The organism is Microbacterium sp. XT11 (assembly GCF_001513675.1).
Lineage (GTDB): Bacteria > Actinomycetota > Actinomycetes > Actinomycetales > Microbacteriaceae > Microbacterium.
The window spans coordinates 274,661-289,138 of sequence record NZ_CP013859.1 but is presented as its reverse complement, the minus strand read 5'-3'; the positions used below and the strand labels follow the sequence as shown (position 1 = coordinate 289,138).

General features: G+C 67.0%; 21 protein-coding genes. 11 read left to right on the top strand and 10 right to left on the bottom strand.

Going from position 1 to position 14,478, the window contains the following annotated elements:
• Positions 1–84: 84 nt before the first annotated feature.
• From AB663_RS17725 to AB663_RS01485, 6 genes are all read left to right on the top strand, one after another.
• Positions 85–378, top strand: coding sequence for a hypothetical protein (locus AB663_RS17725; RefSeq protein WP_442922670.1), 294 nt, complete (start codon positions 85–87; stop codon positions 376–378).
• A 536-nt stretch (positions 379–914) separates the two neighbouring features.
• Positions 915–1,103 carry a hypothetical protein gene (locus AB663_RS01505; RefSeq protein ID WP_067194946.1) on the top strand — a complete coding sequence of 63 codons (189 nt, stop codon included), beginning with the start codon at positions 915–917 and terminating at the stop codon, positions 1,101–1,103.
• Between the two features lie 3 nt (positions 1,104–1,106).
• The gene (locus AB663_RS01500; protein ID WP_067194945.1) at positions 1,107–1,481 is read left to right on the top strand and encodes a hypothetical protein; all 375 of its coding nucleotides are present in this window, start codon (positions 1,107–1,109) and stop codon (positions 1,479–1,481) included.
• 102 nt (positions 1,482–1,583) lie between these two features.
• On the top strand, positions 1,584–1,925 hold the full coding sequence (locus tag AB663_RS01495) for a hypothetical protein (protein ID WP_067194941.1): 342 nt from the start codon (positions 1,584–1,586) through the stop codon (positions 1,923–1,925).
• Positions 1,913–2,128: a hypothetical protein gene (locus tag AB663_RS01490; RefSeq protein WP_157540805.1), complete on the top strand. Its 216-nt coding sequence runs from the start codon at positions 1,913–1,915 to the stop codon at positions 2,126–2,128. The genes AB663_RS01495 and AB663_RS01490 overlap by 13 nt, the downstream gene beginning before the upstream one ends.
• On the top strand, positions 2,125–2,940 hold the full coding sequence (locus tag AB663_RS01485; protein ID WP_067194935.1) for a hypothetical protein: 816 nt from the start codon (positions 2,125–2,127) through the stop codon (positions 2,938–2,940). The genes AB663_RS01490 and AB663_RS01485 overlap by 4 nt, the downstream gene beginning before the upstream one ends.
• A 139-nt stretch (positions 2,941–3,079) precedes the next feature.
• On the opposite strand, the gene AB663_RS01480 is transcribed toward AB663_RS01485, so the two are convergent.
• Positions 3,080–3,334 (bottom strand): DUF3892 domain-containing protein, encoded by a 255-nt coding sequence (locus AB663_RS01480; protein ID WP_067194932.1) that lies wholly within the window; start codon positions 3,332–3,334, stop codon positions 3,080–3,082.
• A gap of 186 nt (positions 3,335–3,520) precedes the next feature.
• Between AB663_RS01480 and AB663_RS01475 the strand changes: the two genes are divergently transcribed.
• From AB663_RS01475 to AB663_RS01460, 4 genes are all read left to right on the top strand, one after another.
• Positions 3,521–3,994 (top strand): hypothetical protein, encoded by a 474-nt coding sequence (locus tag AB663_RS01475; RefSeq protein ID WP_067194929.1) that lies wholly within the window; start codon positions 3,521–3,523, stop codon positions 3,992–3,994.
• A gap of 190 nt (positions 3,995–4,184) precedes the next feature.
• Positions 4,185–4,496, top strand: coding sequence for a hypothetical protein (locus AB663_RS01470; protein ID WP_067194926.1), 312 nt, complete (start codon positions 4,185–4,187; stop codon positions 4,494–4,496).
• A 138-nt stretch (positions 4,497–4,634) separates the two neighbouring features.
• Positions 4,635–5,069 (top strand): helix-turn-helix domain-containing protein, encoded by a 435-nt coding sequence (locus tag AB663_RS01465; RefSeq protein ID WP_067194923.1) that lies wholly within the window; start codon positions 4,635–4,637, stop codon positions 5,067–5,069.
• Positions 5,070–5,093: 24 nt separating this feature from the next.
• A complete protein-coding gene (locus AB663_RS01460; protein ID WP_067194921.1) occupies positions 5,094–5,720 on the top strand; it encodes a hypothetical protein in 627 nt (208 codons plus the stop codon).
• 10 nt (positions 5,721–5,730) lie between these two features.
• Here the strand turns inward: AB663_RS01460 and AB663_RS01455 are convergent, their stop codons facing one another.
• From AB663_RS01455 to rhaI, 9 genes are all read right to left on the bottom strand, one after another.
• Positions 5,731–6,306 carry a WhiB family transcriptional regulator gene (locus tag AB663_RS01455; protein ID WP_157540803.1) on the bottom strand — a complete coding sequence of 192 codons (576 nt, stop codon included), beginning with the start codon at positions 6,304–6,306 and terminating at the stop codon, positions 5,731–5,733.
• An 875-nt stretch (positions 6,307–7,181) separates the two neighbouring features.
• Complete coding sequence (locus tag AB663_RS01450) at positions 7,182–7,385, bottom strand: hypothetical protein (RefSeq protein WP_067194915.1); 204 nt, start codon at positions 7,383–7,385, stop codon at positions 7,182–7,184.
• A gap of 30 nt (positions 7,386–7,415) precedes the next feature.
• Positions 7,416–7,682, bottom strand: coding sequence for a GNAT family N-acetyltransferase (locus AB663_RS17475; protein ID WP_232304599.1), 267 nt, complete (start codon positions 7,680–7,682; stop codon positions 7,416–7,418).
• Positions 7,651–7,896: a hypothetical protein gene (locus AB663_RS17470; protein ID WP_232304702.1), complete on the bottom strand. Its 246-nt coding sequence runs from the start codon at positions 7,894–7,896 to the stop codon at positions 7,651–7,653. The genes AB663_RS17475 and AB663_RS17470 overlap by 32 nt, the downstream gene beginning before the upstream one ends.
• Before the next feature lie 34 nt (positions 7,897–7,930).
• Positions 7,931–8,167 carry a hypothetical protein gene (locus AB663_RS01440; protein ID WP_067194912.1) on the bottom strand — a complete coding sequence of 79 codons (237 nt, stop codon included), beginning with the start codon at positions 8,165–8,167 and terminating at the stop codon, positions 7,931–7,933.
• Positions 8,168–8,186: 19 nt separating this feature from the next.
• Positions 8,187–8,522: a hypothetical protein gene (locus AB663_RS01435; RefSeq protein ID WP_157540801.1), complete on the bottom strand. Its 336-nt coding sequence runs from the start codon at positions 8,520–8,522 to the stop codon at positions 8,187–8,189.
• A gap of 53 nt (positions 8,523–8,575) precedes the next feature.
• Positions 8,576–9,991 carry a rhamnulokinase gene (locus AB663_RS01430; protein WP_067194907.1) on the bottom strand — a complete coding sequence of 472 codons (1,416 nt, stop codon included), beginning with the start codon at positions 9,989–9,991 and terminating at the stop codon, positions 8,576–8,578.
• A complete protein-coding gene (locus AB663_RS01425) occupies positions 9,988–12,024 on the bottom strand; it encodes a bifunctional rhamnulose-1-phosphate aldolase/short-chain dehydrogenase (protein WP_067194903.1) in 2,037 nt (678 codons plus the stop codon). Before AB663_RS01425 ends, AB663_RS01430 begins: the two co-directional genes overlap by 4 nt.
• 40 nt (positions 12,025–12,064) lie before the next feature.
• Positions 12,065–13,228, bottom strand: coding sequence for an L-rhamnose isomerase (gene rhaI, locus AB663_RS01420; protein WP_067194899.1), 1,164 nt, complete (start codon positions 13,226–13,228; stop codon positions 12,065–12,067).
• A 154-nt stretch (positions 13,229–13,382) separates the two neighbouring features.
• Here rhaI and AB663_RS01415 point away from each other — a divergent pair, with 154 nt between their 5' ends.
• A complete protein-coding gene (locus tag AB663_RS01415) occupies positions 13,383–14,396 on the top strand; it encodes a LacI family DNA-binding transcriptional regulator (protein ID WP_198147901.1) in 1,014 nt (337 codons plus the stop codon).
• Positions 14,397–14,478: the final 82 nt, after the last annotated feature.

The window sequence follows — 14,478 nt, the reverse complement described above, 5'->3', positions numbered from 1 at the left end:
GCGCGCATCACTGCCCGGTGGGTGCTCCGCGAGGGCATCCGAGATCTCGGGCTCACCAAGACGGAAGCGCTTGTGCTTCTCGCGATGCTCGACCACATCGGCAAGGACGGGATCGCTTGGTGCTCGCAGAGAAACCTCGCGAAAGATCTTCGGATCACGCGCCCGTACGTCGGCGAGATCCAGGTTCGTCTTCGGGACCGCGGGCTTCTCATCGAGCATGAACCGTCGCGTCCGGGTCGAGCGACTCGGTACAAGTTCGGCGACACGAGCACGGCCAAACCTGTCGACTCAGTGGACAGGTTGGCCGCCTCAAACCTGTCAGATTCGCTTAGCCAGTCGAACGTGGTCGACCTGTCTACCTATCTGGCCAGAGGGTAGAAGTACTTACGTTGGCCGCTCTGCCGTGGCTGTGCGCGCCCTCCCGGGCGCTCGCCGCTCGCTCCGCTCGCTGATCTCCATGAAGATCGCTCTGACCAACATGTCATCGCGGATCGGGCCGCTTGCGGCTCGATGCCCCTGCGGCGAGCAGGCTCAAGGTGACCTCGCGCTGGTAGCTCGGCAGCGGCGTGCACGTCACGTTCCAGCGCGCTTACGGTCTTGCCGCCTCCCGGCGGCGCTGGCTGATGAGGGCGAGGTGGCATCGCGGCTGGGTCCGTCTGCCGGCCTACGTCGTCGAGGTGGTTTCATCGTGGCCGCTTCCCAGGGCGACCACAGTACGCGCGTGATGTGCGCGCGATCGATCAACGCCGCACACGCGGCAGGAAGCGAGAGATGACATGGCTACGAATCCGGAGCTGGGTAGCTGGCTGCACTTCCCGACTGTGAGTGGGAGTGCGGTGGGTCTGCCGCCGCACACGATCTACGTCGACCCGGTCGACGGCATGCCATACAGGACGGTGTGACCGATGAGATGGATGACGACGGCGGTTGTGGCCGCGAACGGCCTCGGCACGGAGCGATTCGTGCACACCCCGGCTGTGCAGGTCGGCGACAACAACGAGGTGTACGTCGACCTGGCGACGATCCCGGCCGGAAGCGTAGGACTTCCCGCCGGGACGATCTATGTGCGCCCTTCCGACGGTCGACTCTTCAGGACGGTGTGAGCCATGGCTGAGATCACGTTGCTGAATCAGGCGGATGGGCGCGCGAAGTGGCGTGAGCTCGTGCAGGAGAATCGTCGATATCGGCGCCGCGCGCAACTGGCCGAGGGGCGTCTCGAGCGGCTGCAGCGGGTCGTGGCTGAGCAGAACCGTCAGTTGCTCGGCGTGTGGCTGCGCGGCGTCCTCGCCGATCCCGCCGACTTCGAGCGGTATGTCAATCTGGGGTCGGTGCTCGGCGAGGACGGGGAGATCGTCTGGGCGGCTGTCGATCGAGAGGTAGAACGGTTGCTCGGCGAGCGTCCGTATCTCGCGACACAGGAGGAGAATCCCTGGTCGCGCGGTACTTCGGCGATAGAATGGTTCACGACGGAGGAACGGTAGGCAGGGCGTCACCGGTCTTCGACAGTCCAGAATCACCCAGGACGGGGAACACGTTGCAGGCAGTGCGCCGCGCGTGACATCGCTCAACACAGGAGCTTCCCCATGTCCCTCTCTCGCACCTTCCACGGGATGCGTGCCGGCCTCGTCTCTGCGGCGATGCGGCCGGGACGCATCTCTGCGCCTGCCCCCCGCGCGGGCATTCCTCGCAAGACCCTCACTGACAAGCTCGGCGTCCCGGAGAGCGCGACCGATGCTGACGTGCTCGCTGCTCTCGATGCGAAGCTCGCGGCGAAGAAGCAGAGCACCGGACAGACGCCCGCGCGGGCTCAGCAGAGCGCCGATGACGCCCTCTACGCCCTCGCGGGCTGGGATACCCCTGCCGAGGCGGCTCCGGCCGCTCGGGATGCGGATGCCGCCCTCTACGCTGCGGCATGGGGCGTCTGATGGGCGGCGCCACGATCAACCCGTATCTGATCGGCCTGACCCGCTATCAGGTCGTCGCGCCATGCGTGGTGGCTATGCTCCCGGGCGGTCATGAGCGGTATGTCTACCGGCACGGTCTACTGCCGGATAACACGCTTCCGCACCAGGTGGAGCACATGCTCGCTTCCGGTCAGATCCGCGCGTTCGAGGAGGTGCCACAGTGAACCTCGGCACCCTTCCCGCGTTCGTTGCGAAATGCACCGCACTCGACGTCCCGGTTCCGTCGCCGATCACCCGCGCCCTCGAACTGCTGCAGGTCGTCGAAGCCCACCAGATGCCTCCCGTCGCGTCCGTGCTGGGCATGTCCGACGATGAAGCCCGCGCGCACGTCGAAGCCTTGTCGATCCGTCAGCACACCACCGGAGGCGGCACGATGCCCGGGCTCCTCACCGGCATCACCGACTTCCGTGCACAACTGGAAGCCGAGGTGCGCGAAGCATCCCTTCCCGAGCTGGAGGGCCTCGTGGAGACTCTGCAGCCTCGGTTCGCCGAGCTCGCGGCTCCGCTGGTCACCGCAGCGCAGGAATACGGGTTCACGTCCGCGACGACATCGGATCAGGTGATCGAGCTCGCCGACGAAAAGGCGTCCGCCGCGTGGCGTGCTGCCCGCCGCGCGTGGTCTGCGATCTCGCCGATCGTCGCGCTGCGCATCGAGATCTCCAAGGTGTTCACGGTCTCACCGACACGGGAGGAGATGGAACACCACGTGTTCCCCCGACGCCTCGGGTCGATGCCAGTGAACTACTCCGCCGCGTTCGCCGAGGGAGAGAACTGGTCCCTCGAAGGCGGCTACTACCTCGAAGGCAAGACGATCGGACACCTCGACTGGCTCGCCCTCGCCGCCGGCGGACTCCGCCTCAACACCCCCGCGGAGACCGCGGAGAAGATCGCCGCACGCCAGCCCCGATCCCTCACAGCCGCTCTCGCCGCAGCCAACAACGACGACGCACCAACTCCCACGTACCCGAGGGGCTGATACCTGGTGTCGGCCGAAGAAGGGCGCTCCGCCTGGTTGGGCGGCCGACACCACACGGTGAGCATCGGACGCACGCCTCGGCGTGGCGCTCACCGCCCCGGGCCCGCTGGTAGTCACGCAACCAGCGGGCCCCACACGATCAGAACGGCGGCAACTCGTCCAGGTTGTTGCGCGTGGTCGTATCGGCAGTAGTCCGCAGATGCTTCTTCCTGTACGGCGTCGCTGGCACGACGTACACGTCCGCCTCTCGGCCATCGACATCGACGTAGTACTTGTATCGGCCGTTCTCGATATCGCTGATCACACCCTCGATGGAGTCTTCCCATGACACACCCTTTAGGCGCGTGATGTCGCCATCGTCATCCTTACGCACCGCCAGAATCTGGAGCGCCATTGCTTCCCCTTCTTTCAGTTGGTCGCTATCCTGCCGGACTCGCACCTTACTGGGGAAGGGAGCATCGCCATAAAATCCAGCATCGCCCCTTGCTGCCAGCCTCCCGCGCGCACCTGGCACGTTTCTCCCCACTCGAATACGCGCATCCCACTCGAATTGAAACCTCACTCGAATTGGAGGCCGATCATGGCCCGACCGAAGTCCCCGTGCGGCACCTACCCGGCCTATCAGCGGCACCTGCGCGAGAAGACCCCCGTCGATCCCGCGTGCCGGCGCGCGCAGCAGGAGCACGACGCGAAGCGCAGCGGAGAGTGGCGACGTCGAGACATCACCCCGCAGCGTGAGGCATCCCCCGTGGCTCTGCCCGTGTCGCGGCTGCGGGAGCTCCGTCGTCAGGACGCCGAGCACAAGGTCCGCTTCGCGAGATGGGTCTCCGAGCTCTCCGAAGCGCTCGCCGACGATGACGTCTACACCGTGATCGATCGCGTCGTCGACCTCGACAGGGCGCTCCAAAGATGGATCGACATCCGCGACGAGATCCACTACCGCGAAGGGTGGCCCTACCTCGAGGATGATGAGCTGCGCGGCAAGCTCATGGCCTGGGGACGCGAGTACTTCGACGGCGAGACAGCCGACCAAGCAGACGACAGCGACGCCTGACACCCGAAGCCAGGGGGCGAGAAAATCCAGACATGCCCCAGACCTGGCACACCTCCCGCGCGCAGTGTTCCTCTCTCCCCGGCGTCAGAAGATTTACCATCATCCCTGGCCGCGATCCCGCTCCACGACTGGGAACGAGCCCTCGAAACCGCCCGATAAGTGGCACTGAATCGCACCCGAAAGGCACCCGATGAGCTCTCAGCGTCACCTCCGCGCGTTGAACCGCTCCCTACGTGCCCGAGGCCTCGATACCGACGACGTCGCAGCGCCGTGGGTGGAGTTGGTGAAGGATCTCGCCCGCGACCTCGACGCGCTCGGCATCGCAGGCGTGTCCAGCGGCGTCCTGAGCGCCTACCGCGGCGTACTCCGTGAGCTACGCATCCTCGGTCGGGAAAGGACGCCACAGGGCAACACAGCGCCGCAGGGGGAGACACCCCTCTCCTCCTCGACGCCAAGTAGCCTGGACGAGTTCCGCAGCCGCAAACTCGGGCCGAAGTCCTGAACCGCCGCTATCGGCTGTCAGCGGCCGCTGTGGGCCGCTGGACAGGTCTGTAAAGATCGTCTATGGTTTCACTTGTAGGTGTAAACCCACCAACTCGCGACTCTCAGTTCGCGGTTGTACACCTGGAACGAGGATGAAATGACCGCCACTCTACTCGCTAGAGGTTCCCTGATCGTTGATCGGGAGCTCCAGTCCAGCGCTATCGCGGCTGTCGACGCTGCTGGCGACGAGCGGATCACTGCCCTGTCTCTCACCACCGAGACCGGCAGGACCGTATCGCTTTCTCCGGCCGTCGCTGACCTCATCTCTCATGTGCTGCATCGAGTGGCGCAGGGAGGGGAGGTCACCGTGCAGACCGTCCCGGAACTTCTCACAACTTCCGCAGCAGCAGATTTTCTCGGGATCTCCCGCCCGACTCTGATGAAGCTGATCAAGGCGGGCGAGCTCAAGCCGGTCATGGCGGGGACGCATCACCGGCTTCGTCATGCGGAGGTTGCTGAGCTTCGAGAGAAGCGAGAAAACAGCCGCCGCGAGGCCATTCAGGATCTCCTTGAGGTCGACGAAGGCGCATAGCCACTTCCGCAGTACTCTGAGTGGGTGCGCGCTCCCGTTGTCTTCGTCGATGCGAACGTCTTGTATTCCAAGACGCTCCGCGACTGGCTGTTCTTGCTCAGATATGAGACAGGCGGAGGGATGTTCGTGCTGTTCAGCTCGGAGGACAGCATCACCGAGACGCTCTACCACAAGCGGCGCAAGAGCCCGAAGGCGGACGGCGAGTACACCAGCGGGCTGCAGAAGGCGTTGCGAACGCATCTCGACGACATCTTGGATTCCTTCTCCGGTGCCGTCGACTTCCCCGGAGCTGACGTGCATGATCATCACATTCATGCAGCCGCTGTGGAATGTCGCGCGAGCTACCTGATCACTGACGACCCAGGCTTCCAAAGCATTGATCCGGACGCGCTGCCGTACGAGGTGCACAGTGCCGATTCATTTCTGATGCTCTTGGCGGAGAACGCGGGGCGTGCGGTCGACGCCGTTGCGATGCGCCAGATCGAATACTGGTCGCAGCGGGAAGGTTCAAAGAGGCTGAGCGAAGCCCTTCGGGACGCGGGATGCGTTGACTTTGCGCGCTGCGTGGATACTCATCTTCAGCGGCTCTCGGAGGGGCAATCCACGCAGGGCATTGCCCGAGAAATTCTCGCGCAGGCGCCGATTACGTGAGAGCGAGTCCTCACGACACCATCGCGAGATCTTCGCAAGCGTCGCGGCTCAGGGTCTGCGCAGTGTCAGCGCCGAGTCTGCGCACTTCAGCCGGCGTCATCCCCGCCCACATCCCCGCTGAGGGCCGACCCGCCACCGCGAACGCCCTGCACATCTCGAGCAACGGGCACTCCCGGCAGATGCCGCGCATCATCTCGGTCTGCTCCGGATCATCGAACCGGTCGTGCGTGAACACCTCGAGCCCGTCGCATCCTGGGGGTTCGGTCTCCATCGCCGCGACGAGCGCTGCATGCTCTGCGTGACCGTGGAACACGGGTAGGTCTGCCAGGAGGGCTGTAACGGCCTCTGAGTGGCTATCAGAGTCATCCTGGCCCTCGGATACCTGGGAGGCAGTTGAGGCCGCCGTAGGCCGTTTGGTGAACCGTTCAGGGACGGGTGGGGGCGTCTCCCCGCGTTCGATCGCCTTCGCACGCATCCGGTAGAAGTGCACCGGGCTCGCGTTCATCCGGTCACGCCACCATGCGAGGAGAACCGATTCCTCGACGACGCGGTATCGTTGCCCGCCCTCGTCGACCCGCCATTCCATCGGCATCCCCTTGCCGGCGCCACAGCTGCACGGTGCGCTTCGACGACCGGACTCGCTTCGCAGCCTCGGCGTAGTTGAGCCAGGTCTCATCCGTCGTCCCCAAGAGGGCATCGTCGCACCGGCAGGGGAGGGGCCCGCGGTGACAACACCGTGACAACAGAACTCGTGATTGAGTCCGATTCGGCCTGATCCTGATGACCGTAGATCCGCATGATTCCACGGTTCTGTCAGGGTGCCCGCGTCGTCTCGCGGGGGTCACGCTGGTTCAAATCCCACCGTCACCGCCAGAGAAAACCCCTGGTAAAGCCAGGGGTTTTCTTCGTCTCAGGGCCGCCGTGGTGCAGCTGTGGTGCGTATATTGCGCACGGCAGATCGTTGATCGGCGGGTTCGTGGCCCCGCTGCACTCGGCCGTCAGCGTCTACGACATCAAGAATGAAGCGCGGTGACCTTTCGAGTAAGACTTCCGCTCTACCAGGCTTTCTGCAGACCTGCAGGTGTTTCGATCCAGCCTGATCGGACCTGCTTTCGCTTGCCAGCCCGTGTCACGCGCTCTCGGTGATTCTGCGGGACAGATACGGGCTTTCGGCGTACGGCGGCGGCGGCTCCGTTGGTGATAACTCGCTGTTCGCTGCAGTAGTCGTCATGATGCATGCACCTGGTCGTCAAGACACATGGTTCGGGGCATCTTGGTCTCTCTGCTCGGGCTGGCGCGTGTTCGTCGCCGGAGGTGCTGTGTCCATCGTCTCTGGCAGTCCTGTGGTCGACCAGGGGCCGGCACTCGCTTGGCCCCAGGGCTACATCTTCACCGCGACGACGTTCCGCACGCATGCGAAGAGGGACCCGGAATCCGAGCCCCCTCTTCGAGTGTCAGTGATCAGGCGTGCCCACCGACTTGCTTCTGGCGGCGCGCGGCGACACTGAGCACGACGGTCAACACGACGAAGGCGATGATCGTGATCGTGCCGGACGACGACAGAGCAGCGCCCATCGAGGATCCGACTCCTGCGATGAAGCTCGCGATCACCAGGCCGACGCCGATCCCCATGCCGAGGACACCGAGCATCAGGCCGAGGGTCATATAGCGGTTATCGGAAGGAGCGTTGCTTCGCTAACCGAGTTCGCGCTCGTAGAAGATCAGAGAGTCCGTTCGCCGAGTCTCCCTGAGCCCGGCTTTGACGAGCACTCGTTGGGAGGCGATGTTCGCCGGATCGGTGTCCGCAACGGCGGAACGGGCGCCGTGAGCTGCTGCGAACTCGAGGGCGGCGACGACAGCCTCGCTCGCCAAGCCCTCTCCACGCACCGCGGGCACGAGGCCGTACCCGAACTCGACCCGCCCGTTCTCATCAGGAGGTCCGAAGAAGCCGAGCCCGCCCAACAGCGAGGCCGCTGGAGCGGAGACGGATCATGTACAGCGTGAATGCCTGATCGGGCTCGTTTGCCGCCGCAAGCGTGCGGAGCGGGCCGAGCTCGTCCTCAAGCGGATACTCCTCGTGCCAGAGATCGGAAGGAGTCCTTCTGCCCTCGACGATTCGGGCAGCAAGCGTCGGTGTGATCCGTTCGAGGCGAAGTCGGCTGCTCTCTATGGCCATCGTCACAGGATGGCACGAGACGTCACGATCGGCCTCACCTCCGAAGGCGAGTGTCGTGTCGAGTACGCGGGCGCAAGCTGAGGACCACGGTGAGCACGACGAACGCGACGGTCGTGATCGTCCCGGATGAGGACAGCGTCGATCCGTGCGGAGTACCCAGGCCCACCATGAAGCCGGCGATCACCAGGCCGACCCCGATCCCCATGCCGAGGACGCTGAGGACGAGCGCCGCAGTCAGCAAGCGGTTGGCAGTGAGGTTGGTCGTCGTCATCGGTCGCTCCTGTACGCGGTCACGCCTGATCGCTCTCGTGCGGCGGAAGCCCACGCGCGTGAAAGCGGCGCAGGAGGATCCCACCGACGCCGACGACCACTCCGGCGATGAGCACCGACTGCGCCCACGCGAGCGTCGCGGTGAACGCGTCCGATCCGCGCTCGAGGCCGACGAGAGCGTAGGCGGTCAGGGCGATCCCGGTGAGCAACAGCACGATGGTGAGAGCCTTCGCGCCGAACGTCAGAGCGGTGAACTGCCGAGGTGTCCCGGCAATGGTGTGGCCCCCTTCGTCTGCGCTGGTCGATTCGGCGACGTCCACTCGGCCGTGTTGAGTGTGCGTGAGCGCTTTCTCCATCGTCGCAATGGAACGGCCGACGATCAAGACGTCGGCCCCCCGGCGCGATGGCGTCAGCTCTCCGTGACTCCGCCCGCGGGTGCGTAACGCTCTGGGCGGGTGCTCCGGCTGACGAGCGCGCGCATGTCGTCGACGGACGACGGGGTCCCCGTCAGCGCGCGCGCCTGGACGAGCAGGTTGCCCAGTGCGGTCGCCTCGACGGGGCCCGCGAACACCGGCAGGCCGCTGCGGTTCGCGGCGGCCTGGCAGAGCAGGCGGTTCAGCGAGCCGCCGCCGACGAGATGGATGCTGTCGATCCGCCGCGCGGTGAGGGCGGATGCCGTCCGCACGGCGACCGCGAACGCCTCAGCGATGGACTCCACGATGGTGCGCGCGAGGCCGGGCCGGGACGTCGGCGCACCGGCGCCGAGCAGCGAGGCGATGCGCGCGGGCATGTCGCCGGGAGCGCTCAGCGACGGATCGTTCGCGTCGAAGATCGGCACGGGTCCCGCGGTCTCGGCGGCAGCCGCGAGCAGCGCGGGCAGATCGATCGGCGCGGCGTCCTCGGCCTCCCATGCGCGCACGGTCTCGCTGAGCAGCCAGAGCCCTGTGACGTTGTGCAGGAAGCGGACGCGCCCGTCGACCCCGCGCTCGTTCGTGAAATTGGCCTCGCGTGCGGCATCCGTCAGCACCGGCTCGGCAAGCTCGACGCCGACCAGCCCCCATGTGCCGCACGAGATGTAGGCCGAGTCGGGTGTGGCCAGCGGCGCCGCGGCGACGGCGGATGCGGTGTCGTGCGAGCCCACCGCGATCACCGGAAGGTCGGCGCCAACGCGCGCCGCGAGCTCGGGCCGGAGCCGGCCGATGACGGCGCCAGGGTCGACGAGCGTCGGCAGGATGCGCGTCGGGATGCCCAGGGCCTCGGCGAGCTCGGTGTCCCACTCGCCGTCGGTCACCCGGAGCAGGCCGGTCGTCGACGCGTTGGTGCGCTCGGCCACGGCGACGCCGGTCAGCAGGTACGCGATGAGGTCGGGGATGAGGAGTGCGGCGTCGGCGTCGGCCGTCCTCTCGTCGACGCGCCACTGGTACAGCGTGTTGAACGGCAGGAACTGCAGTCCGTTGCGCCGGTACAGCTCGCCGAACGGCACGGTCTCATGCACGAGCTCGACCCCGGCGGCGCTGCGTTCGTCGCGGTAGTGGAAAGGCTCGGCGAGCAGCTCGCCGTCCCTCAGCAGGCCGTAATCGACCGCCCAGGAGTCGATGCCGATGCTCTCGATCGAGGGTTCACGGCGCACCGCCTCGGCGAGCCCGTCGAGCACGCTCTCGTACAGGGTGCCGAAGTCCCAGTGCAGCCCGTCCGCGCGCTCGATCGGCCCGTTGGGGAAGCGCGACACGAGCTCGAGCTCCAGCGTCCCGTCGCCGATCCGCCCGATCATCACCCGACCGCTGGTCGCGCCGAGATCGACGGCGGCGACGGCACGCCGGCTCATCGGAGGAACGCGGCGGCGACGCCGGAGTCGACGGGGATGTGCAGGCCGGTGGTGCGGCTGAGTTCGGGGCCGGTCAGCACGTACACGGCATCCGCGACGTTCTCCGGCACGACCTCGCGCTTGAGGATCGTGCGGTTCGCGTAGAACTGGCCGAGATCCTCCTCGGCGACGCCGTAGGTCGCGGCGCGGTTCGCACCCCATCCGGAGGCGAAGATGCCGGAGCCGCGCACGACACCGTCGGGGTTGATGCCGTTGACGCGGATGCCGTGCTCGCCGAGCTCCACCGCGAGCAGGCGCACCTGGTGTGCCTGGTCGGCCTTCGTCGCGGAATAGGCGATGTTGTTGGGGCCCGCGAACACGGAGTTCTTCGACGAGATGTAGACGATGTCGCCACCGAGCTTCTGATCGATGAGGATCCGCGCGGCAGCCTTCGACACGAGGAACGAGCCCTTCGCCATGACGTCGTGCTGCAGATCCCAGTCCTTCTCCGTGGTCTCCAGCAGCGGCTTCGACAGCGAGAGCCCGGCGTTGTTGACGACGAGATCGACCCCGCCGAACGCGAGCACAGCCTCGTTCAGCGCGGCCTGCACGGCATCGGCATCCGCGACGTTCGCGGCGACGCCGATCGCCACGTCCGTGCCACCCAGCTCAGACGCCGCCGCCTGTGCCTTCTCGAGGTCGAGGTCGGCGACGACGACGCACGCCCCCTCGGCGGCCAGGCGGGTGGCGATCGCCTTTCCGATGCCGCTCGCGGCGCCGGTGACGAACGCGACGCGCCCCTGGTGCGTCTTCGGCTTCGGCATCCGCTGCAGCTTGGCCTCCTCCAGCGCCCAGTACTCGATGCGGAACTTCTCGGCGTCGGAGATGGGCGAGTAGGTGCTGAGCGCCTCGGCGCCGCGCATCACGTTGATCGCGTTGACGTAGAACTCTCCGGCGACGCGCGCGGTCTGCTTGTTGGCGCCGTAGGAGAACATGCCGATACCGGGGATCAGCACGATGAGCGGGTCGGCCCCGCGGATGGCGGGGGAGTCGGCCGTGGCGTGCGCGTCGTAGTAGGCCTGGTAGTCGGCGCGGTACTCGGCGTGCAGCTCGTGCAGCCGTGCGACCTGCTCCTCGACGGATGCCGTGGCCGGGAGGTCGAGGATGAGCGGCTTGACCTTGGTGCGCAGGAAGTGGTCGGGGCAGCTCGTGCCGAGCGCCGCGAGGGCCGGTGCCTTCTCGGACGCGAGGAAGTCGAGCACGACGTCGGCGTCGGTGAAGTGGCCGACCATGGGCTTGTCCTGCGAGGCGATGCCGCGGATCGTGGGGGCGAGGGCCGCAGCCCGCTCGCGACGGGCGGCCTCCGGAAGCGCCTCGTAGCCGGCGCGGATGCCGCCGAACGGCTGCTCCTTGCCGTGCTCGGCGATGTAGGCGGCGGCGGTGTCGATGATCCACAGCGAGTTGGCCTCGGCCTGTTCGGAGGTGTCGCCCCAGGCGGTGATGCCGTGGCCGCCGAGGATGCAGCCGACCGCGGCAGGGTTCTTCGCCTTGATCTCGGCGATGTCGAGGCCGAGCTGGAAGCCGGGCCGGCGCCACGGCACCCACACGACGCGGTCGCCGAAGATCTTCGCGGTCAGCGCCTCGCCGTCGGCGGCGGTCGCGATCGCGATGCCGGAATCCGGGTGCAGATGGTCGACGTGCGCGGCGTCGACGAGACCGTGCATGGCGGTGTCGATCGACGGGGCCGCGCCGCCCCTGCCGTGCAGGCAGTAGTCGAACGCGGCGACCATCTCGTCTTCGCGGTCGACGCCGGGGTACACGTCGACGAGCGCGCGCATGCGGTCGAGGCGCAGCACGGCGAGGCCCTGCTCGGTGAGGGTGCCGAGGTCTCCGCCGGAGCCCTTGACCCAGAGCAGTTCGACCGGCTCGCCCGTCACGGGATCGGTGTCGGTGCCCTTGGCGGAGGTGTTGCCTCCGGCGTAGTTCGTGTTCTTCGGGTCGGCGCCCAGGCGGTTCGACCGCTCGATGAGGGCGGCGGCGGTGGGGTTGGTCATCACGGTGTCCTTCGGTGAGTGTCGTCGATGCGATCGCGGGTCAGGCGCCCCAGCCGGCCTGCACCCCTCCGACGCGCTCGGCGGCGATCCGCTGCTGGTAGCCGGATGCCGCATACGCGGCCATCGGGTCGGCGGGCAGGCCGCGCGACTCGCGCCAGTCGGCGAGGGCGGGGCGCACGTCGGTGTAGAAGGCGTCCATGAAGACGGCGTTCGCCGTGAGCACGTCGCCCGCCTTCTGGGCGGCGGCCAGCGCGTCGCGGTCGACGAGCAGCGCCCGCGCCGTCATCTCCTGCACGTTGAGGACCGACCGGATCTGCCCGGGGATCTTGTCTTCGACGTTGTGGCACTGGTCGAGCATGAACGCCACGTCGGGGTTGTTCAATCCGCCTCCGCGGACGACCTCGAACAGGATGCGGAACAGCTGGAACGGGTCGGCCGCGCCCACGATCAGGTCGTCGTCGGCGTAGAAGCGGCTGTTGAAGTCGAAGGAGCCGAGCTTGCCGAGCCGGAGCAGTTGCATCACGATGAACTCGATGTTCGTGCCGGGGGCGTGGTGCCCGGTGTCGAGGCACACCATCGCCTTGTCGCCCAAAGCCGCCACCTGCGCGTAGGACGTTCCCCAGTCGGGCACGTCGGTGTGATAGAAGGCCGGCTCGAAGAACTTGTACTCCAGCACCAGGCGCTGGTCGTCGCCGAGCCGTGCATAGATCGCTGCGAGCGAGTCGTGCAACCGGTCCTGACGCCCCCGCATGTCGGCCTGTCCCGGGTAGTTCGAGCCCTCGGCGAGCCAGATCTTGAGGTCACGGCTGCCGGTCTCGTTCATCACGTCGATGCACGCGAAGTGGTGGTCGATCGCCTTCTGCCTGATCCTGCCGTCCTCGTGCGTGAGGGCGCCGAACTTGTAGTCCTCGTCCTGGAAGGTGTTCGAGTTGATCGTGCCGAGCGCGACGCCGTGGTCCTCGGCGTGCTTGCGCAGGTCGCCGAAGTCGCACATGTCCCAGGGGATGTGCAGGGCCACCGTCGGCGCGAGCGCCGTGTGCCTGTGCACCTGCGCGGCGTCCGCGATCTTCTCGAACGGGTCGCGAGGCGTGCCGGGAGTGCCGAACACCCGGAACCGGGTACCGGAGTTCCCGAACGCCCAGGAGGGCAGCTCGATGGCCTGGCGCTCGAGAAGGTCGAGATGGAGGGGCGCGAGGATGCTCATGGTGGATTCGCCTTCCGATCAGTGCCGGGAGTGGAGTGCTGCCCGTGGGATCGATCCCTAATGAATCGTTTCAAATCACGATAGGGGCGGTAAGTTGTCTAGGTCAAGGACGTGGGGCGGTCGAGCTTCGTGATGTGATCAGCGGAGGAACGCGGTGGCGGTCAGTGTGAGAGACGTGGCGGCTGCTGCCGGCGTCTCGGTGGGCACCGTGTCCAACGTGCTCAATCGGCCGGAGCGCGTCTCGGCGCGCACCGTTGCGAGGGTGCAGCGCGCCATCCAGGAGCTCGGATTCGTGCGTAATGACGCGGCCAGACAGCTTCGCGCAGGCCGCAGCCGCAGCATCGGCCTGATCGTTCCCGACATCGGCAACCCGTTCTTCGCGGAGGTCGCGAGAGGGGCGGAGGACAGGGCGGCGGATGCCGGCATGACTGTGCTCCTCGGCAACAGCGATGAGCGCGAAGACCGGCAGGAGGCGCACCTCGAGCTGTTCCGCGAGCAGCGCGTGAACGGCGTGCTGCTGACCCCGGCATCCGAGGCGCTCGATGGTGTCCGCCGCTTCGCGGCAGGTGGTATGCCGGTGGTTCTCGTCGACCGCGAAGCGGAGGATGAGGTGTTTCCCTCGGTCTCCGTCGACGACGTGGAGGGTGGGCGGCTCGCAGCCGCACATCTCCTCGCCGCCGGTCGGCGGCGGCTCGCTTATGTCTGCGGCCCACGGTCCGTGCGGCAGGTCGCGGATCGCCTCGAAGGCGCACGGGCCGCCATGGCGGAGCATCCGACCGCCACGCTCGAGGTGATCGAGCAGACGGCCTTGACCGTGCTGCAGGGGCGGGCAGCAGGGGCAGGGATCGCGCGGCGCCCTGCCGGAGAGAGGCCGGATGCAGTGTTCGCCGCGAACGACCTCCTCGCCGTGGGTCTGCTGCAGGCGTTCAGGGGAGGCACCGGCATCCGCGTGCCGGACGATATCGCGATGGTCGGCTATGACGACATCGACTTCGCGTCGGCGATGGTCGTGTCTCTGAGCTCGGTGCACCAGCCTGCGCGGCTCCTCGGCTGGACCGGTGTCGATCTGCTCCTCAAAGAGCTCGACGGCGTCGAGCACGAGCGGCGAGTTCGGTTCCGGCCCGAGCTCGTTGCGAGGGAGTCGAGTGCCAGATCTGGTAAACGCTGACCAGCGAAGGCGGGTCTGGCGACGCCGGCGTCGGATACGGGTCGGGGCGGGCCGTCGACGCGCACGGCCCGCCCCCACCGGT